Below are 21,798 nucleotides of genomic sequence, written 5' to 3'. Positions count from 1 at the left end.
TCCAGCGGCTCGCGCCGCCTGGTTTCCGGCTGGCTAATACCAGTTCACGAAAAGCCGCTGATGGTCCCCCCGCCCCAGTTCCGGGAGCCTCTCCAGCTTCGGGCCGACCCAGATGAACGCGGGACGCACGTCCTTGGGGCAGCTCACTTCGTGGCGGCCGATCCCTAATTCCACAGGTCGGTTGCCGATCGCCTTGCCATCGCACATTCCCGAATCCAGCGGCGCGATATTCCCATTGCGCTGCCCTACAACTTGGTAGCGCCCGGAATGCAGGATCATGCACTCGCCGCCCCCGGTGGCCAGGGCCTGCCCAAGCACCCAGAAATCATCAGCCAAAGGGACATAACGGCTCTGGATGAAAGTCCAGTCCTCCTGCCGGAGCCAGTCCGTCCGGTAGCTTGGAATGAGCACCACCGGCGGATTCGACCCAAGCAGCTCCTGGATGCCGGGTGACTTTTCTTTGAGAAAGGACTGGATGTTGAGACTGTGCAGGAACCATTGGAAATGGATGCTCGGCCTGGTCGGCACCATTCCGATCGCGTCGTAGACGGCATCTCGGGAAGAATCCGTGAAGGCTTCCGCGGTGCGCATCAATTGCTCCTGGCGCTCGTTGTTCCAGTCCAGGTGGCGCCAGGTCGCGGCCATGAACGGGACAACATGCGTGAAGCACAGGACTCCCGAAGCCATGGCCAACACAGCGGGACGGACCGATAGGCCCTCCAATTCGGGGCCGAGGAACCGGAATCCGAGCAGGAAGGCGAACGGGACCAGGTTCACCAGGTTGTAGGGGAATGGCGTCGGATTGACAAAGAACGCGATCAACATGGCCAGGAAAAGCAGGGCCTCGGGTCCAGCGCCTTCCCAGCCAAGCGAGGCGAGGCCCCGGAAGCGGAGATTCCGGCCCACGTTCCAAAGCGCGGCCGCGGCGATGGCCAGGAGCAGTGGTGTCTGCACCAGGGTGCGGCTAAGGGACATGCCAGCGCCAAAGCGGGTGCCTCCTCCCGAGGCATCCAGGCCTCCCTGGAGTCCGGCGAGGTAGACCGTCCACAACCCGGTACGGAGGTAGGCCAGACGGCAGAGGATCAAGGCTACGGCCGCCCCTGCGATCCACATGGCCGCCAATCTGACCCTGCCCTGTCGGTGCGCAGGGGATGGGAAGGCGAGAAAAGCCGCTGAAATTGGAAGGACATAGACAAAGGCCTTGAACGCGACGAATTGGAGCAGGACCGCAAGAAATCCGATGAAAAAATATGAGGATTTGCCGGCGGGGCCGGTGCGCCCGATCCACCAAGTAAGCAGCAGACCCGTCAAAATCAGATTGTCATGCCGGATTTCGAATCCGTAATCCCAGAGTGGAGCCAAGGTAGCGGCCCCGAGCAAAACCGCCAAACCTTGGAGCGAGCGCAATTTGATGCCTGTGTTGAGGGCGATCAAGGCCACATTTGCCCAGAACAGGCCAAGGAAGATCAACCGATTCCACATGAAAAGGTCGGTGGAAACAGGGACGGAGCGGGCGAGCCAGGCCAGGGGACCCATCAACCACACTGGAGCGTTGGTGTAATAGGTCCCGGTCTGCCCAGTGCCGATGATCCGGGCCATGAAGACGTTCTGGGCCTCGTCCACCTGGTAGATGCGATTCAAGGCGAGGTAGATCGAGAACAAGGCAAGCAGCGCAAGCGCGCCCCCCAATCCCCAGAAAGACGCTGATCTCTTGTTCATAGGACTCCTTGCATTTCATCATCGCGTTCCGCTGCACGCCATGGAAGCCGGACCTGCCACAGCGGGGGGGCGAGGTGGAAGTTCCAATGCAGTGCCGCCCAACTTCCAGGCAGCTCAACCTGCCCTCGCGCAGGCCAAGCATACGCGGTAGCAACCATCCGTCCTTGAAATCCTGGGGAGGGATTAATTTCAAGAATATTAAACGAAATGCCATATGTTAAGAACCGCCCTCCCACGTCACACTAGTGCCACGGTGTGTCCCTGTTTTTTCCGCGCACATTCCGCACTTGAAGTTTCCCGCAGCCAAGCGCACCATCTTCCCTATCACCCCACCCGCTGACGAGACTGGCATCACTCTTGATACTTGCTCTCCGGCCCATTCCCTAAGGAGGACTTGCCATGAAGAAGCAATCCGGTTTCACCCTCATCGAGCTGCTGCTCGTGCTTGCCATCATCGGCATCATCAGCGCCATCGCGATTCCCGCCCTGCTCAGCCAGCGCGCCCGGGCCCGTGACAAGGCGGGCATCTCCAACATGGTGAGCATGATCGATGACGGCGTCGGCCAGTACGACAAGGCGAAGGAAAAGGGCCTTGCCTCCGCCGCCATCACCACTTCCCTGAATGCGTACCTGGCCGCCACCCACCCGGCCACCAAGGACAAGAACCCCTGGAATACCGCCGCTGGCGCCTACATCCAGACGTTCACGGCCGGAACGGCCGGCACCAAGTCCGCGTTCCTCAATGGCATGACTGCGGGCTCCCTGGGCACCGCGAAGATGTACATCGCCTATCCGACTTCCACCCTCGGCGGATGGATCGGCGGCATCGTGAAGGTCCAGAACACCATCGACGGCTCCCTGACCGTTCGCAAGGCCACCGCCATCGAGTAGCCCATCCGGGTTTGCCATACTGAAGGGAGGGGGTTTCCCCCTCCCTTTTTTTCTACCTCCATCCCTAGTCCTCAAAAGGTTGCCCGAGCGCCATGGCCCATCCCCGCTTACGTCCGACCCGTATCCTGGCTCTTTTCTTCGTGGGCCCGCTATTCCTTCTGATCCTGTTTGCGCTGGCCTACCTGAGATTCAAGTTGGCCAAGGCGGGACTGTCCGGATGGATCTCCCAGTCCATGGGATACCGGCCCATCAAGGCGTTCGGAATCCAGTACGCGCTGCGGATCCTCGTGCCCGTCTACTTTGCGGCAGGCATCACGGCCTGGCTCAGCGCCCTGTTTCCTGGATTGCTGTCCCGCCGAGGCTGGCTGAGGGAATGGAAAGGCCGGGAGGCTTTGGCCTTCGGATTCTCTGCGCTGCTCTGGATGCATCTCGTGCTGTGGTGGCAGGTGCCATCCACACTGTGGGTGCTTCCGGGGTTGCGGGGGATCCCCTTCTGGTTGCTGTTTCCGCTGCTCATCGGCCTGGCGCTTGTGTTTCCCATCACCTGGTTGGCGCGCCAGAAGGAGGCTGGCTATCTGTCCAGGTCGACCACCTTCGCCTCCTGGCTCCTCCTCTGGTCCGGTCTGGCCTACGCGCCCCAGTGGATTCCTCGGCCAGCGCCCGCGGCCAAAGGGGGGGACCAGCCCTGCCAGGTGCTCTTCCTGGGTGTGGACGGGCTGCGCTCGGATACGCTCCTGGCCCGGTCCGATTCCCTGAAAGGCATCCGCTACAAGAACGCCTATACGGTGATACCTGCCACCCGGATGCTGTGGCACATCCTCTGGGGCGGAAATGCCATGACCTACACCATCGGCCATGTGGCTCCGTCGGTGGAGGAATTCGAGCATCCCCATGATCTCGCCCTTCTGCGGGACGCCACCGCCAAGGGCTGGAAACCGCGTTTCTACATCGATGACGGCGGAACCATCGGGACCGTGGGCCGCCACATGGATCTCGACGATGCACTGATGCCAGCCACGGGCTGGGAGAATTTCGTGAACTCCAATCTGGCGGTGAGCTTTCCGCTCTACGCGGTCTGGGAAAACTGGTTCAAGCCCTTCCCCACCACGAATCCGTGGGCATCCATGGATGAGGGATTGAAGGAAGCCTTGCGTCTGGGGCGCGGCAGCGGCTGGGTCATGTTCCACACCTGCCTGGCACACCAGCCCATCTTCCTGACACGCCAGGAATTGAAGGACACGGGCCGCTGGTGGACCCTGGCTCCCCGGGACTACGAACCCGTGGTCCACATCGGCCTGGTCACCGAAAAGAACATCCTCCAGGCGGATCCGAGAACGAACCCGTTCAAGGGCTACGAGATCCGCATGGCCAGCATCCTGAAGGCCTGGGAGCCCATCTGGAATTCACTGGACCAAGACCCTCACTATAAAGGGGCCACGAGAGCCCTGTTCTCCGATCACGGGGAACGGTTCCATAATGTCGCCAACGGCTTCCAACTCCAGGGTGTCCATGGATTCAACCTCGACCCCTGGGAATGCCGTGTGGCTCTGCTCATGGCTGGGCCTGGTTTTTCAGATAAGGTCGAACCCAGTCCGCGGGAGGGGACCACGAGTCTCCTGGGGTTCAGGGATGGCGTCCGGCGCCTCCTCGCGGGCCGGGGCCCCTTCGATGCGGCCTTTTTCGAGGCCTGCGAACCCACGGCCCCCATGCGCTATCACACGCTGGCGACTTCCGCCTTTGGTGAAGACCCCGTAAAATTCCGGGCGGAGCCCGAACAGAACTTGGCGGTCAGCACTTATATCGGCCCCGGAGGCATCTGGTTCACCAAGTACGACAAGAGTGTCGAGGAACGGGCCAAGGACGCGAGCCTGGCGTACGCCCAGGGGCCGGACCTCCACATCTTCAAACCTCTGGTCGGGGGTGGGGCGAAAGCCTTCCACTACCGCGGCTACGAGGAAATCTCGATCCTCGACATCGATGAAAAGCGCTTCCAGGAAGAAAAACGCAAGATCGAATCCATGTTAATGCAAGAAAAATAGCCTCAATCTGGCTTTATCAGTTTTTCTCGTAGGTCGTGAGCCCAACCGCGCCGGTCCCATCCAACTGGCGGCCCGCCTGGTCCCGTTGGATGACGACTGCATTGCCCATGCCCGGGTCGGTCACGTTCAACAGGTAGGAAAGTCCGCCATTGGCGACCACCACCTTGAAATCCATCTTGCTGGCCCCCTTCACCACAAACCCGGGAGCCGGGTTGACGCTTGCGGAGGGGGCGCCACCTGCGGCGGTCCAGCTATAGGATGCGACCGGGGCATAGATTCCGATTTCCGCCTTGCGGGTTTCGAGGGCCATGCGCAGCACTTCGGCGTTGGCCTTGGCGTCGCCGATGACCCGGGCCCGGCGCCGCTGGCCCAGGAACGAAGGAATCGCGATCGCGGAAATGATCCCGATGATCGCCAGGACCAGGAGCAGCTCGATCAGGCTGAAACCCCGCTGCGCGGCTGGTGTTTGGGTGGTGGCCATCTTCATCATTCGCCTCCATGGCAGGAATGACCCTGTGAACTGTGCATTCTATGCAAGAACGATGCGGGTCTTCAACCCGGCAGATCGTCAATCTTTTCCGACCACGTTGGCGAGCTGGAAGATCGGCATGTACATGGCCACGACGATGAAGCCGATGATGCCGCCGAGCATGGCGATCATGACGGGTTCCATCAGGCTGGTCAGGCCGGCCACCGCGTTGTCGACTTCATCCTCGTAAAAATCCGCGACCTTGGAGAGCATCGCATCCAGGGCGCCCGTGGCCTCACCGACGCCCACCATCTGGACGACCATGGGCGGGAACACCTTGGTCTCGGCGAGGGGGGTTGCAATATTCCGGCCCTGTTCCACTGCTTCCTTGGCTCTGAGGATCGCGTTCTGGCAGACCTGGTTGCCGGAGGTCCGGGCCGTGATGTCCATGCCTTCCAGGATGGGGACGCCGGAGCTGATCAGCGTTCCCAGGGTCCGGCAGAAGCGGGCCACGGCGACTTTCAGAAGGATGTCGCCGAGCACCGGCAGCTTGAGCATCAGTTTGTCGATCTGCAATTTCCCGGGGACGGTCTTGTAGTACTGCCGAATGCCGAAATAGATCAGCAAGGCGAAGGCCACCACGATGTAGGAATAGCGGATCAGGACGTTCGACATCCCGATGCAGATGCGGGTCGGCAGCGGCAAGGTCGATCCCAATCCTTCGTACATGGCGCTGAACACCGGGATGACCTTCACCATGATGATCACCACCACGATGAGAGCGATGCTGATGACCGCGATGGGATAAATCATGGCGCTCTTGACTTTGGCCGTAAGTTTGACGGCTTTTTCGATATAGCCGGAAAGCCGCTGCAGAATCACGTCGAGGATGCCGCCTGCCTCGCCGGCCCCGACCATGTTCACGTACAGGTCGTTGAAAGCCTTGGGGTGCTTCGAAAGGGCGGTCTGGAGGGTCGCGCCCTGCTCCACATCCTGGCGCACGGCGGCGATTATTTTCTGGAATCCCTTGTCTTCCTGCTGGGCGCCAAGGATTTCTAGACATTGGACCAAGGGAAGGCCAGCATCGATCATCACACTGAACTGGCGGGTGAAGATGGCCAGGTCTTTTGCATTGACCTTGCCCAGGCTCTTGGTGCCGGTGGATTGCTGGGCTCTGATGGATATTATCTGGATGCCGTTGCGCTTCAGGGTGACAGAGGCCGCGTCCTTGGAGTCGGACACGATGAGGCCCTCTTGGACCTCGCCCAATCGATTCTTGCCTTTCCATGCGAATGCAGGCATCGGAAACCTCGTTTATAGGTGGCTGGACATTGCTTGGATCAGCATAGGGTGAAGCATTGATATTGGAAAGGGTTGGGCAAAAATCACCTGGCCATCACCTGGAATCGCTAGGTGTACTTGATGTTGGGATTTCTGCCTCCAAGCAGACCGCCGAGACCGCCAGGCTTGGGCTGAGGAGCCTGGGGGGCCATGTTCACCGTTCCCACCCCGCGGTTGATCAGTTCCCGCAGCTCATCATGGTTGCTGGAGAACTCGGTGGCCACGTCCTGCGCTATCTCCCCCTTGATCACCAGTTCCGCAAGGCTCTGGTTGAAGGTCTGCATGCCGAACTTGATTTGACCCGTCTGCATGGAACTGTAGATCTGGTGGACTTTGTCCTCCCGAATCAGATTCCGGATCGCCGAATTGGGAATCATCACTTCCAGGGCCAGGGCCCGGCCTTTTCCGCTCGCCTTGGGGATGAGGCTTTGGCAGACGACCCCTTCGAGCACCAGGGAGAGCTGGGCCCGCACCTGGCTCTGCTGGTGGCTGGGGAAGACGTCGATGATGCGGTTGATGGTCTGCGTCGCGGAATTCGTGTGGAGCGTTCCAAAAGTCAGGTGGCCCGTCTCGGCGATGGTGAGCGCCGACTCGATGGTTTCCAGGTCCCGCATTTCGCCGACCAGCACCACATCAGGGTCTTGGCGGAGAGCCGAGCGGAGGGCTTTTTTGAAGCTGTGGGTGTCCGCGTGGATCTCCCGCTGGTTCACGAGGCTGCGCTTGTGTTTGTGGACGTACTCCACCGGGTCTTCGATGGTGAGGATGTGCAGCGGCTCATCTGTGTTGATCTTGTCCACCATGGCGGCCAGCGTGGTGGACTTGCCGGATCCGGTCACCCCGGTCACCAGCACCAGCCCCCGGGGCTTGTCGCAGAGGCTCTGGATGGCCGGGGGAAGCCCCAATTGCTCGAAGGATCGGATGTTTTCAGGGATGGTGCGGAAGACCCCGGCGGTGGCGCCCCGCTGATTGAACACATTGGCGCGAAACCTCGCGATGCCCTGGAGCCCGAAGGAGAAGTCCACCTCGAGATCTTCTTCAAGGCGGTGCTTCTGCTGGTCGGTCATGACGCCGTAGCAGAGCCATCGGGTCTGGGTCGCGTCCAACGGCGGCAGTTTCAATGGGACCATGCGGCCATCGATGCGGATCTGAGGCGCCGACTCGGTGGTGATGTGGAGGTCCGTTCCACCATATTCGACCATGGTCTTCAGGAGCTGCTGGAGGGGAACAACGTAATTGACATCGGCCATTTCAGTCCTCGCATCTGAGCTTACGGGTCAGGGTGGAAGTGAATGTTAGACGACAGTTTCCCGGATGATTTCCTCGATGGTGGTGACCCCATCCAATACCTTGCGGCAGCCGCTCCGCCGCAGGGTGATCATCCCCTCTTTGATGGCCTGCTCGCGGAGTTCGATGGCCGATGCTCCGGTCAGCACCATGTCCTTCAGGGTTTCGGACATCTCCAGCACTTCATAGAGCCCGACGCGGCCCTTGTAGCCCTTCTTGTGGCAGATCTCGCAGCCCTGACCATGCATGATTTTCAGCCGCCCGATCTCCTCTTCGGTGAACCCGACTTTCTTCAGCGCCTCGGCCGGAGGGACCGTCGGATCCAGCGCCTTGCAGTTGGAGCAGATTCTCCGCACAAGCCGCTGGGCGCAGATGACGTTCACGGATGTCGCCACCAGGAACGGTTCCACGCCCATGTTCATCAGGCGGCTGATGGTGCTGGCCGCATCATTGGTGTGGAGCGTGGACAGCACCAGGTGGCCCGTGAGGCTGGCCTTGATGGATATTTCCGCCGTTTCAAAGTCCCGGATCTCTCCGACCAGGATGATGTTGGGATCCTGGCGGAGGAAGGACCTGAGCGCAGCCGCGAAATTGAGGCCGATCTGCTCCTTCATCTGGACCTGGTTGATGCCGGCGAAATTGAATTCCACCGGATCTTCGGCCGTCATGATGTTCACGTGCGGCTCGTTCAGTTTCGCGATGGAGGAGTACAGGGTATTGGTCTTGCCGGAGCCCGTGGGGCCCGTCACCAGCACCATCCCGTAGGGCTTGTCGATCTGGCGGTTCCACACCTCCAGGCTCTCCGGCTCGAAGCCCAGTTTGGTGAGGTCGAGCATGAGCGAATCATTGTCGAGCAGCCGCATCACGATCTTCTCGCCGAACAGGCAGGGGAGGATCGAGACTCGGTAATCAATGGTCTTCTGGCGGCCCTGGAGATTGACGCGCAGCTTGATGCGGCCGTCCTGGGGCAGCCGCTTTTCGGCGATGTTGAGTTTCGCCAGGATCTTGATGCGCGAGGTGAGCGGGTCCTTCAGCTTTAAATTCGGGCGCATCACCTCCATGAGCAGGCCGTCGATGCGGAACCGGATGCGGTAGCTCTTCTCATAGGGCTCGATGTGGATGTCGGAGGCGCCCTTGCGGATGGCATCGATGAGCACCATGTTCGCGAGGCGCACCACCGGGGCATCCTCGCTCTGCTTGCTGAGGGCGGCGACATTGATGTTGTCGCCTTCGTCCTCATCCAAGGTGTCGTACTGCGTGTCGGTGTCCATGTCCTCTTCGAAGGACTTCAGATCCAGGGCGTCGTCCGGCGCTTCGTCGAAATTGAACGGTGAGGCGGCCGGCGCCTGCTGCGCGGCAGGCGCGCTCATGCCGCGGCTGGTGGAGGGGCTGTCCTCGCGCAGCTTCAAGCCGCTGGAACCGCCGTAGTAGCGTTCGATGGCCCTGGCCAGCCCGATCTCGGACGAAACCACCGGGTCCACGTTGTAGCCGGTGTGGAATCGGACATCGTCCATCGCGAAGATGTCGGTGGGATCCGACATGGCCAACGTAAGCACGTTCCCGGAGCGCTGCAGCGGCAGCACCTTGTGCTTGTGGGCCAGTTCCGAGGGCACCAGGGCGATCACCCCTGGATCGATGGCCGGCCATTGATCCAGATCCGCGGCCGGGACCCCGTACTGCATGCCCAGGAAACTGACGATGTCCTGATCCGAGCAATACCCCTGGCGGACGACGATGCTGCCAAGCTTTCCCCCGTCCCTGCGCTGGAACCGAATGGCTTCTTCCAGTTGTTCCGGTGTGATGAGCTGGGATTTGACCAACATGTCGCCGAGCTTGGTGGCCACGGAACTCCTCCAGATGGGTTTGCCGAGTGTAGCACTGCTGGGATTAACAAGATCAGGCGCACTGGCAGCCGTCGCTATCAAAATGACTCTGTCATTACGATTGGCATCCGGCCTAAGGAGCCGTAACCGCCTTCGACTTACCGTGGAGAAGCAGCCAACGCGCCGGCCTCTGGCCGACATAAGGAGCCGTAACCGCCCGGCCAGAAAAGCGCTGGCCACGCTGTAACGGCTCCTAAAGTTTGGGCTGCCCCGCTATCCTAGTTCCATGTCCCAGGAAAAGACACCAAGTCAGCGCCTCCAGGAAGTCAAGGCCCTGATCCGGGATAAGGGCCTTTCGCGGCAGGATCTCGCCCTGCTCGATGATATTTTCCGCGCGGGCTCCGGGGACCTGTCCCCCCTGATCGAATCCAGCCCCACCGCTGTTCCGGCCGTTTCCCGGGAACTCGCGAACCTGGCCAAGCTAAGGCGTTCTTTTGGGCTTTTCCTCGCCTTTCTGAATCGGTTTTCGGACAAGAATCTTGGCGAGATCCGTCCCGCCATGGGCCTGGTGCTGACCCACACCCTGGCCAGGCTGGGCTACCTGGCCGAGGCCGCCCATGAAGAATTGCTCATGGTGAACGAGGAGCCCGAATGGATCGCCCATCTGCTGGGCCTCTCGGCCTCCCTGAGGACCATGTCCACTTTCATGGGCGCGGACGGCCAGCCGCAGCTCCGCGAACATTGGGCGGCCTTCCTGGCGGAGCGGAAGGACCACTTCAAGGAACTGTTCGGCGCCCTGGGCTCCGCCGAGGCCGGCCCCGAGCTGGTCAACCGCCTCAATGCCCAGATGAAAGTCCTGAACCGCTCGCTCCAGGGCGAAGGCGGCAGGCCCACCGAAGCCCTCCGGAAACTCGCGGAGATCCTTGAGAGCGCAGTGCCCGAGGCGACCCGGGAACGCATCGAGCCCTTGCAGCTCGTCCAGCATGTGATCGCCAGCCTGCGGATGACCCTGCTCCGTCCTCTGGACCGGGGCTTTTATTGGCCGGCCCTGGAGCAGGTGCGCGGGAGCCTCCAATGGCTCTGGAACCACCTGGGCTGGACCCTGCCTAGGGTCGAGGAAGGACTCCTCGAGAAATCCTTGCCGCCGGACGTCCGGCGCCTGCTGAAGCAGATGAAAAAGGACCACCCAGCCGCCTTCCTGGTGGTGGCCCGGGCCCTGGCCAGCCATCTCGCGCTCTCGAGCCTCGTGGAATCCATGGAACCCGCAGCGAATGCGACGGTGACGGAACGGTATGCGATGGTCCCGATCTACTACGTGATGGAAGCCGAGCTGGGCCGCCTTGCGGAACGGGTCTACCACCCGCGGTCGGCGGAGCTGCTGCCGAAGGGGAGCGAGGAGCAGTTGCTGCTCGGCGCATTCCTCCGCCAGGCTGTGTTGAGTCTTTTGCAGGACCAGAGCACCATCCGCGGGCTGCTCCAGCAGACGCTCGCCCAGAACGACGTAGACCAGCTGGCACAGGTTTTCGACAACCTGAAAGCCCTCCTCCTGAACCACCAGCGCCAGCTCATGGGCGACCTGGTGGGCCTTTTCTCAGCGGAACTCCGCCAGCGCCTGTTCCCGGATTCGCCCTCGCTCACGGAGGAAGGCGACCGGCTCCGCCAACGACTGCACCGGCTATGGGAATACCTGGATCCCATGCTGAACAAGCTGGAACTGAACCTGGAATTGAGGGATTGGCCCCGGTTGGCCCTGGTGCTGTCCCAGACCCAATACCAGGTTGCCTCCTTCCGGCGGAGCCCGGAATTCCTGCTGATCCGGACGCCGGACCGCCACGAGTTCGAGCGGATCTCCGCCGCCATGTACCGCAGCCTGGACGACCCGGAAAACATGGAGCGGTCCCTCCAGGATGCGACCGAGCTCGCAAGCGAAATGCTCCGCTTCCTGGAGCAGTTCCTACTCCGCATCAATGCCAGGGTCCCCCTCATCCGCCATGATCTGACCATCTCCCGTGAAGCCCTCAAACTATGCGAGCAGGTTGATTCCGAACCCAAGGAAAGCCCGGACCGCATGCGCCTCGTCCACAAACTCATCCAGACCACCAAGCGGCTCGGCGTGCGGGATCCCCAGGCCCTCGCGCTGCTCAAGCGGTGGGTGCGGACCGAGCGCGGCGCGAAGGTTTCCACGCCATCCCTGCGGATGTTGGGTTCCCACCTTCAACACCTATCGATGCGGCTCGACGCTGCGCTGAACTGATGCCCCATGACCTACATCCACTGGCTTGAGGTGCATCCAGCTTCAGGGACCGAGGAATTGAAAACCTCCCTCTCGCAATGGGGGTTCTCGCAGACAAACAGGCTCGAGGGCTCGACCCTGTTCGTGGTGGCCGATAAACCGGATCCGCGCTGGATCCCCGAAAAGGCTACGGCCGTGCTGTGGTGGGTGAAGGAGGGGACCCCGGAGCAGACCAGCGCCGTCCTGTCCCAACGGGCCGGATGGGTCGTCCGGCAATCCGCGCCCCTCAGTGAAGTCCGGGACGCCCTGCTCTACCTTGAGGGGCGCATCATGGACACGGATGGCTGGCTGAAGCAGCTGCTGCACCTGGCCACGCTCGATGAGCTTTTAAGACCCGTGCTGGTGCAGTGCCTCAGACTCTCCGCCGCCAGTGCCGGAGCCATCTGGCTGAGGAAAGAAGAAGCCTACTACCAGCGCGCGGGGGCTGGTTTCGCCGAGGCCCCGCTGAGCCGGGCGGAGGCGAACCGGCTGGTGGAGTCCGGAGAGGCCATCGCGATCTGCCCGCCTGAAAACATCGGTCTGCTCCGGCTGCGGAATGCGGAGAAAGGCACCGGCGGGACGTTGGATTGGCTGCGGGAATTGGAACCGCTGCTGCTCAACGCCTGGAATCTCGAGCACAGCCGGGAGCTGTCCTTCAAGGACGACCTCACGGTGGCCCAGAACCGGCGCTGCCTGGAGGCGGAACTGCCCGAGGTGATCCGCGAGGCTGCCGGCAAATCGGAATCGGTGGCCCTCCTGTTCCTGGATGTGGACAACCTGAGGATGCTCAACAGCCAGTACGGGCATCCCACCGGCAGCCGGGTGCTGGAGGCCGTGGCCCTCGAGGCCAGGCAGCTCATGCGCGCCCAGGACCGGCTGTACCGGTACGGGGGCGATGAATTCTGCATTCTCATGCGCAGCACCAACGCGAAAGGGGCGGCGATCCTCGGGGAACGCCTCATCGAGGCCCTAGCTGTGAGCCACCTGGAAGTGGGCGAGAACCTGGTGCCCATTTCACTGAGCGTGGGCATCGCCGCCTTTCCCAACCATGCGGATGGCGCCGACACCCTCATCGAGCGATCCGACAAGGCGCTATTGAAGGCCAAGTCCCTGGGCAAGGGCCGGGTCGTCATTTTCGATGGGACCTGACCGAGCCGGTGCGGCCAGCTGCGGCGATCCTCAATTGCGGTTCTTCTTGCCTTTCTTCGAGTGGCTGCCGAAGACCTTGGCCAGCAGCCCTTCTTCGGCTTCAGCCGCGGGGTCCGCGTCCTCGCCTTGCAGGGCGTCCAGTAGCTGCCGCGCCAGCGCTTCCTGGTCGCCGGTCAGCTTTTTGGGCACCGCCGCGCGGATATGCAGGTACAAGTCGCCACGTCCGCTACCTCGAGTCCGCGGCACGCCTGCATTCACAAGCTTCACCACGGTGTCCGAGGGCGTGCCGGCCTCGATCTTGATGTGGTCCTCGCCGTAGAGGGTTTCGATCTTGAGCTTGCCTCCCAACGCCAGCAGGGGCCACGGCACCTCCTGCTTGGCATGGAGATCGACGCCGTCGCGCTGATAGAGCGGATCCTCCTGGACATCGCAGACGATGTAAAGGTCGCCCCGCGGGGCGCCGGAGGTGCCCGCCTCGCCCTGCCCGACCAGCCGCAGGCGCATTCCCCGGTCCACGCCCGCGGGCACGCGGAAGGTCACGGTGCTGCGCCGCTGGATGCGGCCTTGGCCCCGGCAGGTGGCGCAAGGGTTCGGAATGATTTTGCCGCGGCCCTCGCAGCGCGGACAAGGCATCGCCATCTGGAAGAAGCCCTGGCGCATGGCCACCTGGCCGGTGCCTCGACATTGGGGGCAGGATTGGGGATTGGTGCCCGGCGCGCAGCCATTGCCGCCGCAGGTGTCGCAACTCTCCAGGCGGGGCACCTCGATCTGCTGGTTCTCCAATCCGAACACCGCGTCCCGGAATGGAATCCGGAGGGTGTATTGCAGGTCCGAACCGGGTTCCCCCTGCCCTGACCGGCGCCGCTGCCCGCCGCCGAAGGCATCGCCGAACAGGCCGCCCCCGAAGAAGCTTCCGAGGATGTCCTCGAAGCCCGCGAACTGCCGGGGATCGAACTGGAAGGACTGCCCCCCGCCATTGCCGCCCAGGCCCGCATGGCCGAACTGATCATAGGTCTTGCGCTTCTCGGCGTCGGAAAGCACGCCATAGGCCTCCGCGGCCTCCTTGAATTTCTCCTCGGACGCCTTGTCCCCCGGATTCTGGTCCGGGTGGTGCTGCATGGCCAGCTTGCGGTAGGCCTTTTTTATCTCGTCCAGGGAGGCGGAGCGCTCAAGGCCCAGCACCTCGTAATAGTCCCGTTTCATGGATTCAGATTAACCCATCCCCGGCGCCGGAGGAACCGCTGCCACGCTTAATTCCCTGCATTTCCGCCCTCGCCGTCCAGGGCCGACATCATGGCCTCGCTGGCGGCGAGCACCGCGTCCGTGAGGAGTTTCTGGGCTTCAAGGAGGTCCCCTTCGGTGCTCCGCAGCAGGTCCACGTCCTTATCGGCGACCCCCGAACGCACCTTGTTCAGGATCTCCCGCACGAATTCCTGCTTTTCCGCGGCCAGGTATTTGCCGCAGTCGATGAAGCTCTTGTCGCAGGAGAACAGCAGGCCTTCGGCGGAGGCCAGGTACTTCAGCTCGTCGCGCCGCTTGAGGTCGTCTTCCGCATTGGTGGTGCCTTCCCGGACCATGCGCTGGATTTCCAGCTCCGAAAGGCCCGAAGTGGGCCGGATGCTCATGGTCTGTTCGAGGTTGGTCATCATGTCCTTGGCGCTGACCTTCACGATGCCGTTGGAATCGATATTGAAGGAAACCTCGATCTGCGGCACGCCCTTGGGAAGCGGAGGCAGGTTGATGAGGTCGAAGCGTCCCAGGCTCTTGTTGTGCTCCGACAATTCCCGCTCGCCCTGGAGCACATGCACTTCCACCCGGCTCTGGTTGTCCGTGACGGTGGTGAAGGTGCGGGAATCCTTGCAGGGGATCGTGGTATTGCGCTGGATGATCTTCACGAATCCCCCGCCCTGGGTCTGGATGCCGAGGGAGAGGGGCGTCACGTCCAGCAGCACCAGGTCCTTCACCTCGCCGCGCATGACCGCGCCTTGGATGGATGCGCCGGTCGCCACCACTTCGTCGGGATTGATATTGCGGTTGGGCTCTTTCCCGAAGAAGTCCTGCACCGCTTGTTGCACGAGCGGCATGCGGGTCTGGCCGCCCACGAGGATGATCTCGTCCACATCTTTCGGCTGCTTCCGCGCGCTTTCCATGGCGTCCCGGATCGGATCGAGGGTCCGCTGCACCAGGCCGCGGACCATGTCCTCCAGGATTTCGCGCGTGAGCGTAGCTTCCATGTGCTGCGGGCCGCTGGGGCCCTGGGCGATGAACGGCAGCCGGATCTCCACTTTGTCGAGCGTGCTGAGTTCGCACTTGGCCTTCTCGCTGGCCTCCTTGAGCCGTTGCAGGGCCATGCGGTCGCCATTGAGATCAATGCCGGTCTTTTCCTTAAACTGCTCCGCCAGCCAAAGCATGATGTTGTTGTCGAAGTCCTCGCCGCCCAGGAAGGTGTCACCGCTTGTGGCGAGCACTTCGAAAACGCCGTCATTCATTTCCATCAGCGTGAAATCGAAGGTGCCGCCGCCGAGATCGTAGATCGCCAGGAGCTGGTTCCTGCCTTTCTTGTCGATGCCGTAGGCGAGCGCCGCGGAGGTGGGCTCGTTGATGATGCGGAGCACATTGAGCCCCGCGATGCGGCCCGCATCCTTGGTGGCCTGCCGCTGGGCATCGTCGAAATAGGCGGGGACCGTGATGACCGCGTCCGTCACTTCCTCGTGGAGGAAGGCCTCGGCGCTCTGCTTGAGGGAGCGCAAAACGATGGCGCTGATCTCCGGGGGAGCGTATTCCCGGTCGCCGATCTTCACCCAGGCATCGCCATTCTGCGCTTCCACGATGGTGAAGGGCAGGCGGGACGCGGCCTCCTGGACCCGCGGCGACCTGAACCGCTGGCCGAGGAGCCGCTTCATCGCGAACAGGGTGCGCTGAGGGTTGGTCACGGACTGGCGCTTGGCGATGTGGCCGACGAGGGAATCCCCTTTATCCGTGAACGCCACCACAGAGGGCGTGGTGCGGCTGCCTTCGCGGTTGGGGATCACCCGCGCATCCCCCGATTCCATGACGCAGGCACAACTGTTGGTGGTTCCCAAGTCAATGCCAATCAACTTTCCGGCCATAGGTGTTTCTCCGCTTGAGCTCGGCTCGAATACTACTGGAATAGTGCGGTTTGTTCCATTGGCTTCTTAATAGCCGGTATGAATAACCAGTGCATTTCCGATGGAATTGTCCAGATCGTCGACGCCCAGTAAATCATCGGGCGCCGCGTGGACTTTCTTTGGCAAGCGCCCAAATCTGCCGTGCGCTGGACCGGTTTCGTGAACGGGATTCAGGGCACCCGGCCGGCGTCGTCACCAGGGTTCGTCTCTGCATCGGGATTATGGTTGACCACCACCCGGGCGGGCCTCAGCAACTGGTCCCGCAGCATATAACCCCGTTCGTAGATCGCCGCGATGGCCCCATCCGGGAGGTTCACATTGGAGATGGTCGTCAGGGCCTCGGAATGGAGGGCGTCGAAGGGATCGCCCACATTGAGAGTGACGGGTTCCGCCCCTATGCGGCGCAGCGCGTCCACGAATTGTTTGTGGATGAGCTCCACGCCGATCCGGAAGGCATCCATGTCTGGGTAAGAAGCACCTAGGCTGCGTTCAAAGTTGTCCAGGACCGGAAGAATTTCCATGAGCACCTTGCGGTCCGCCTGGTTCAGGGCCACCTGGGTGTCCCGGGCGGATCGGTCGCGGTAATTCAAATATTCCGCTTTCAGACGTTTATAGTGATCTAGCACATCGGTTTCACGATTTTCCAACTCGCCTACCTGAATGTGCAACCGGGCCAATTGGCGTTCGTAGTCTTCGGCCGTGGCGGTCGCGGCGGGCATTTCAGGGTCCAGGAGTATGGAATCGATCGCCGCGTTCTCGTCGTCCTCCCCGTCGTCTCCGGCAGCCATGAACTCGGGCGTGGCATTGGCCGCTTCATCCGCCAGGGCCTGCAAATCAATGGCGTCCGCGTCATCCAGGTTCAGTTCCACCGTGCTCGCGTCTCGGAGATCAGCCGCATCGTTCGCATCGCTGATGAGATCGTAAGTCGGGGATTTGTCGGGTGAGGCGTTCGGCTCAGGAACCATGAACCCATTGTAGGCAAACTCTGCGCCATGCTCCAACTTCTCGCTTGCCGGCGAAAATCAATCCAGGCTATTGGTCCGCCGCTGCACCGCCTGGGACCACCAGGCCAGGCCCCCCAGAATCCGGCCATAATCCATGCGAAGCGGGGCCATGAGCGCGAAAGTGGCCCAGGTCTGCCCCCCCAGCGGCACGCTGCGCACCATCGTGGCAAGAGGCATGGATTCCAGGAACGGGTTTTCGGAACCCAGGAGCAGTTGGACCTCCATGGCCGCGGATTGGCCGAATGCGTTCAGCAGCAGGGCCAGTCTCTGGTGTTCCTCGAAGGCCGCCACCAGGGAGCGGAAGCGGTCCAAGTCTTCGAATTCGGGCAGTTGGCCCATCTGCCCCAGGCCGGACACCACCACCGGGGGATCGCTCGCCGCAGCCGGGTCCGGCCACCGGGAGGCCAGATTGGAAAGCCGCTCCCACATCGCCTTGGCTTCTCCTGCGCCTTCCTGCAAGGCCGACAGCAGCTTCTGGCGCATTTCCGCCAGAGTGCACCCCTTGAAATGCTCGGAGGCAAAATTCGCCAGCTCCACCAGGGTGGCGGCATCAAACCCCCATTTATTCTCCAGGATCTGATGCTCCACTTCGCCAAGGCTTCCCACCCAGACGCCCACCAGCCGGTGCCGGTCCAGCGGCACGAATTCCATGCGCACCAACCGGGTGGAGGAAAGGCGCTGCGGCAGGGCGATGCAGACTCCGCCCATCACTTCCGACAGAACCCGGCTGGCATGGCGCAGCCAGGACTCCGGGTCCTGCTCGATGCCCTCCAATGCGGTCCGCAACTGCGCTCCCATGGCATCGTCGGGCTCCCGGAGCCGCAGCCACCGGTTCACGTAGTACCGGTAAGCCCTTTCCGTGGGGATCCGCCCTGCGGAGGTATGAGGCTGAGCCACCATGGCGTCCTCTTCCAGATCCGAGAGGACATTGCGGATCGTGGCCGAGGACAGATGTTCCGGATAGCGTTTCGACAGCAGCCGGGACCCCACCGGCTCACCCTCCAACAGGTAAGTCTCGATGAGGGTTTTCAGCACCGATTCGCTGCGGGGGTCTAATGGGCCGTTCAAGGGATCCGCCAAGCCATTTGTCAGGCGTCCCGGCCAGTGCCTGGAACCTGCCTAAGGATGTCTCCACTATAGGTCATACTTTTCAGGGAGGCTTTATGAACACTCGAAGTGCGGCATCCATGGCCATTCTCGCGGTCCTGGCCCTGACCGGGATCTCATGTGAAAAGAAACTCAGCCAGGAAGCCATCGCCGCCCAGGAAGCGACCAAAGCGGCCGATGATCGGGTGGCGCGGCTCGAACAGCAATTGGCGGATCTGAAGGCTGGGAAGCATGCCCCCAAGGAGGCGGACCAAGGGACCTTGGACAGCGTTGCCAAGGGCGAGCAGAAGGCCATCGAGCGCCAATTGCAATCCGCCAAGAAAAAGGCCGAGGCGAAGAAGCGGGAAGCCGAGCAGTTGGCCGCAGCGCCCGCGCCCAAGGCGGAGGCTCCAAAGACCATCGTCCTGGAAGTACCGATCGGAACCACCGTCGAAGTGAAGCTCGACCAGGATCTTGGCACCGACAAGCAGCAGGCGGGGGATGCCTGGTCGGGCACCCTCGCGAGCGACGTGGTGGTGGGCGGCAGCGCCGCCTGGAAGGCGGGCACGCCGGTGCATGGCGTGGTGACCCAGAGCGCCCCGCTCGGCCGCCTGGCCAGCGGGAAAGGCGGCCTGGCGATCCGCCTCACGGAAGTGGGCTCGAACGATGTGGATTCAGACACGCACCTGGTGGTCGGGGACAAGCGCGGCGAGCGCAACGCCAAGATCATCGGGGGCGGCGCCGCGCTCGGGGCGCTGATCGGCATCCTCTCGGACAAGAAGAACAAGAATGACCATGCCCTGGGCGGGGCCGCCATCGGCGCCGCCGCCGGAACCGCCGCCGCCGCGGCCACGGCGGATACGGTGGTCCGCATGAAGGCCGCCACGCCGGTGGTCTTCACCCTTTCCACAGCGGAAAAGGTGACGGTCAAGAAATAGCGGCGCTCAGACCCCGAGCTGCTGGAGGCGTTCCGCTTCAAACGCGGAGCGGAGGGGCTCGATGACGGGTTCGATCTGGCCCTGCATGAAGGCGTCGAGCTGATGCAGGGTGAGGCCGATGCGATGGTCGGTCACACGGCCCTGGGGGAAGTTGTAGGTGCGGATTTTTTCGCTGCGGTCGCCACCTCCGACCTGGCTCTTCCGCATGGCTGAGTTGGCGGCGTCGGCTTCATCCTGGGCTTTCTGGAGCAGCCTCGAGCGCAGCACCGTCATGGCCTTGGCCATGTTCTTGATCTGGCTGCGCTCATCCTGGCATTGCACTACCGTATTGGTCGGAAGGTGCGTGAGGCGCACTGCGGAGTAAGTGGTGTTCACGCTCTGGCCCCCTTTTCCGCCCGAGCAGAATGTATCGATGCGCAGGTCTTTTTGGTGGATTTCGATTTCCACGTCTTCGGCCTCGGGCATCACCGCGACCGTGCAGGCCGACGTGTGGATCCGCCCCTGGGTTTCGGTCTTGGGCACGCGCTGGACCCTGTGGACGCCGCTCTCGAAACGGAACAGGGAGTAGGCGCCTTCCCCCTGGATCTCGGCGATGGCCTCCTTGAGCCCCCCCGCATCCGCCTCGCTCTGGTCCATCACCGTGACTTTGAATCCCCGGCGCTCCGCGAAGCGGGTGTACATGCGGAAGATTTCCGCCGCGAAGAGCGCCGCTTCCTCGCCGCCGGTGCCTGCGCGGACTTCGAGGATCACGTTCTTCTCATCCTTGGGATCTTTGGGAATCAAGAGCTTCCGCAATACCGATTCACCTTGCTCCAGGGAGTCCTTCAGCTCCGTGATCTCCATGGCGGCCATCTCGCGCAGCTCCGGATCCATCGCCTTGTCATTGACGATGGCCTCCGCCTGCTCCAGTTGTCTCTGGTGGCTGGCCTGGGCCCTCCAGGCTCCGACCACCGGCTCCAGCTCGGCGCGCAGCTTCGCCAATTCCCGCAATTTCTTGGCATCCGAAACGAATGCGGGGTCCTGGAGCTGCGCCTCCACTTCCAAGAATTTGGATTCCAGGGATTCGAGTCGGTTTTTCATAGGCTAGATCTCCTGTGAAGGCATAAAAAAACGGGCCGAAAGCTCGGCCCGTTTTTCGGAGATGAGTAGCTAATTTTCAGAGGGAGCGGCGGCACCTTCGGAAGCCTCCACAGCAGCCGGGGCTTCGGCCTTCTTGGCGTACTTGCGGTTGAAGCGTTCCACGCGGCCGGCGGTGTCCATGTTCTTCTGCTTGCCCGTGTAGAAGGGGTGGCAGGCGGAGCAGATTTCCACGCGCATCTCCTTCTTGGTCGAACGGGTCATGAACTCGTTGCCGCACTGGCAGTGAACCTTCACATCGTGCAGTTCGGGATGAATGCTGGTTTTCATGTCTGCCTCCTATGACCGACCGGATGCACGTATGCGGCACGCGGCTTGTCCATGCAAGAGGAATAGTTTAGCAAAAGACCCGGGAGCCTAAAAGCCTTCATTTTGAAACAGGCTCCTACAAGTTCTGGGGCCTAAGAACCCAGCGCCCAGCCAGCATCCGCTGGAGCCGCAGGGCGGCGATCACCCCCAATTGGATGGCCAGGTTGAAACTCAACTCCCCCAGCACCATGAAGAGGCCGCGGTTGTTCCAATGGAAATGGACGCGCTGGAGCACGACGACTTCCATGAAGAAGATGAAGGCCGTGAACGCCAGCGTCTCCAGGGCCCACTGCCAGATGGGCCGCTTCTGGGCGTGCCGCTCCAGCAGGAAGCCCGTGTAGGCCCCGTAGAAGGTCCGGGTGATGATGAAGCCCCGGGTGCTGGTGAACCCCAAGGGAATGGAAAGCAGGGCCGTGAAGCTGACGGCCATCACGAGGCGCCAGCCGTCCCCCAGCCGCTGCCAATGTCGGCGCACCCAGAAGAATCCCGCGCCCACCGCCAGGCCGTGGACCACGCCGAACGCCAGGCTGATGTACCAAAGCCAGCCCTGGGCGAAAAGATGGCCACCGGTGGCGGCGCCGATGAGAGCCCCGGCCAGCAAAGAGGTCACGTGCCGGTGGCTGAGATTCTTCACCTCTCCATCGGAGAGTTCCAGGGCCAGCTCCCGCGGACTTTCCTTGGCATCCAACAGCCGCGACATGGGCCCATCCTCGGTGATGCCATGGGCTTCGGCCTCGTCCAGGAGATGCGCCTTCAGTTCCCGCAGCACCAGCCGGCGCCGGCGCACCGGCATGGCCTGGAGGCCGCGCTCCACCTCGTCGAGGTAGGCGGCCAGTGCCCTGTTCATCCCTTCGGACCCGCCGACCCGCCAGGCGTCACAAAACCCTCCACCATGTTCACGAACAGGCTCCACTGCTTCTTCTTGGCTTCAAGAAAGGTGGCCCCTGCGGGAAGAATCGCATAATAGCGCCGGTCCCGGCCGTTCGCCTGGGTCTGCCAGTAGGACGAAATGAATTCGGCGGCTTCGAGCTTATGGAGCGCCGGATAGAGCGCGCCTTCCTTCAGCGTATAGGCGCCGTCGGTGCGTTCCAGGACTGTCTCGATGATCTGATAGCCGTACATGGGCCCTTCGGTCAAAAGCGAGAGCAATAGAATGGGTGTGCTTCCCTTGAGCAGTTCACGGTCCAT

At 62.2% G+C, this 21,798-nt stretch carries 18 protein-coding genes; 5 read left to right on the top strand and 13 right to left on the bottom strand.

Annotated elements, in window-relative coordinates:
* Positions 1-33 precede the first annotated feature (33 nt).
* Positions 34-1,719 carry a hypothetical protein gene (locus IPQ13_12920; protein ID MBL0211790.1) on the bottom strand — a complete coding sequence of 562 codons (1,686 nt, stop codon included), beginning with the start codon at positions 1,717-1,719 and terminating at the stop codon, positions 34-36.
* Positions 1,720-2,118: 399 nt separating this feature from the next.
* On the opposite strand from IPQ13_12920, the gene IPQ13_12915 reads away from it, so the two are divergent.
* A complete protein-coding gene (locus IPQ13_12915) occupies positions 2,119-2,610 on the top strand; it encodes a prepilin-type N-terminal cleavage/methylation domain-containing protein (protein ID MBL0211789.1) in 492 nt (163 codons plus the stop codon).
* Between the two features lie 92 nt (positions 2,611-2,702).
* Positions 2,703-4,649 carry a hypothetical protein gene (locus tag IPQ13_12910; protein MBL0211788.1) on the top strand — a complete coding sequence of 649 codons (1,947 nt, stop codon included), beginning with the start codon at positions 2,703-2,705 and terminating at the stop codon, positions 4,647-4,649.
* A 16-nt stretch (positions 4,650-4,665) separates the two neighbouring features.
* On the opposite strand, the gene IPQ13_12905 is transcribed toward IPQ13_12910, so the two are convergent.
* The 4 genes from IPQ13_12905 to pilB all read right to left on the bottom strand — a co-directional run bounded on the left by IPQ13_12905 (position 4,666) and on the right by pilB (position 9,587).
* A complete protein-coding gene (locus tag IPQ13_12905; protein MBL0211787.1) occupies positions 4,666-5,130 on the bottom strand; it encodes a type II secretion system protein in 465 nt (154 codons plus the stop codon).
* An 87-nt stretch (positions 5,131-5,217) separates the two neighbouring features.
* Positions 5,218-6,420, bottom strand: a complete 1,203-nt coding sequence (locus IPQ13_12900) for a type II secretion system F family protein (protein ID MBL0211786.1) — start codon at positions 6,418-6,420, stop codon at positions 5,218-5,220.
* 107 nt (positions 6,421-6,527) lie between these two features.
* Positions 6,528-7,706: a type IV pilus twitching motility protein PilT gene (locus IPQ13_12895; protein MBL0211785.1), complete on the bottom strand. Its 1,179-nt coding sequence runs from the start codon at positions 7,704-7,706 to the stop codon at positions 6,528-6,530.
* Between the two features lie 45 nt (positions 7,707-7,751).
* On the bottom strand, positions 7,752-9,587 hold the full coding sequence (gene pilB, locus IPQ13_12890; GenBank protein MBL0211784.1) for a type IV-A pilus assembly ATPase PilB: 1,836 nt from the start codon (positions 9,585-9,587) through the stop codon (positions 7,752-7,754).
* A gap of 265 nt (positions 9,588-9,852) precedes the next feature.
* Here pilB and IPQ13_12885 point away from each other — a divergent pair, with 265 nt between their 5' ends.
* Positions 9,853-11,820 carry a hypothetical protein gene (locus IPQ13_12885; GenBank protein ID MBL0211783.1) on the top strand — a complete coding sequence of 656 codons (1,968 nt, stop codon included), beginning with the start codon at positions 9,853-9,855 and terminating at the stop codon, positions 11,818-11,820.
* A gap of 6 nt (positions 11,821-11,826) precedes the next feature.
* Positions 11,827-12,987 (top strand): GGDEF domain-containing protein, encoded by a 1,161-nt coding sequence (locus IPQ13_12880; GenBank protein MBL0211782.1) that lies wholly within the window; start codon positions 11,827-11,829, stop codon positions 12,985-12,987.
* A gap of 30 nt (positions 12,988-13,017) precedes the next feature.
* On the opposite strand, the gene dnaJ is transcribed toward IPQ13_12880, so the two are convergent.
* The 4 genes from dnaJ to hrcA form a co-directional block, all read right to left on the bottom strand.
* Positions 13,018-14,190 carry a molecular chaperone DnaJ gene (gene dnaJ / locus IPQ13_12875; GenBank protein MBL0211781.1) on the bottom strand — a complete coding sequence of 391 codons (1,173 nt, stop codon included), beginning with the start codon at positions 14,188-14,190 and terminating at the stop codon, positions 13,018-13,020.
* A gap of 47 nt (positions 14,191-14,237) precedes the next feature.
* Positions 14,238-16,097 carry a molecular chaperone DnaK gene (gene dnaK, locus IPQ13_12870; GenBank protein MBL0211780.1) on the bottom strand — a complete coding sequence of 620 codons (1,860 nt, stop codon included), beginning with the start codon at positions 16,095-16,097 and terminating at the stop codon, positions 14,238-14,240.
* A gap of 209 nt (positions 16,098-16,306) precedes the next feature.
* Complete coding sequence (locus IPQ13_12865) at positions 16,307-17,101, bottom strand: nucleotide exchange factor GrpE (protein MBL0211779.1); 795 nt, start codon at positions 17,099-17,101, stop codon at positions 16,307-16,309.
* A 57-nt stretch (positions 17,102-17,158) separates the two neighbouring features.
* A complete protein-coding gene (hrcA, locus tag IPQ13_12860; protein MBL0211778.1) occupies positions 17,159-18,208 on the bottom strand; it encodes a heat-inducible transcription repressor HrcA in 1,050 nt (349 codons plus the stop codon).
* A 95-nt stretch (positions 18,209-18,303) separates the two neighbouring features.
* On the opposite strand from hrcA, the gene IPQ13_12855 reads away from it, so the two are divergent.
* Positions 18,304-19,164, top strand: coding sequence for a hypothetical protein (locus tag IPQ13_12855; GenBank protein MBL0211777.1), 861 nt, complete (start codon positions 18,304-18,306; stop codon positions 19,162-19,164).
* A gap of 6 nt (positions 19,165-19,170) precedes the next feature.
* Here IPQ13_12855 and prfA read toward each other — a convergent pair whose 3' ends face one another.
* The 4 genes from prfA to IPQ13_12835 form a co-directional block, all read right to left on the bottom strand.
* Entirely contained in the window at positions 19,171-20,244 is a 1,074-nt protein-coding gene (gene prfA, locus IPQ13_12850; protein ID MBL0211776.1) for a peptide chain release factor 1, read from the bottom strand.
* A 69-nt stretch (positions 20,245-20,313) separates the two neighbouring features.
* Entirely contained in the window at positions 20,314-20,571 is a 258-nt protein-coding gene (rpmE, locus tag IPQ13_12845) for a 50S ribosomal protein L31 (protein MBL0211775.1), read from the bottom strand.
* A 115-nt stretch (positions 20,572-20,686) separates the two neighbouring features.
* The gene (locus tag IPQ13_12840) at positions 20,687-21,457 is read right to left on the bottom strand and encodes a hypothetical protein (GenBank protein ID MBL0211774.1); all 771 of its coding nucleotides are present in this window, start codon (positions 21,455-21,457) and stop codon (positions 20,687-20,689) included.
* On the bottom strand, positions 21,454-21,798 hold the full coding sequence (locus tag IPQ13_12835) for a PadR family transcriptional regulator (GenBank protein ID MBL0211773.1): 345 nt from the start codon (positions 21,796-21,798) through the stop codon (positions 21,454-21,456). The genes IPQ13_12840 and IPQ13_12835 overlap by 4 nt, the downstream gene beginning before the upstream one ends.

The sequence above is a fragment of the Holophagaceae bacterium genome (assembly GCA_016720465.1).
Taxonomy (GTDB): Bacteria; Acidobacteriota; Holophagae; order Holophagales; family Holophagaceae; genus JANXPB01.
The sequence above is the reverse complement of the archived record's forward strand: the minus strand, read 5'-3'. Positions and strand labels throughout refer to the sequence as shown.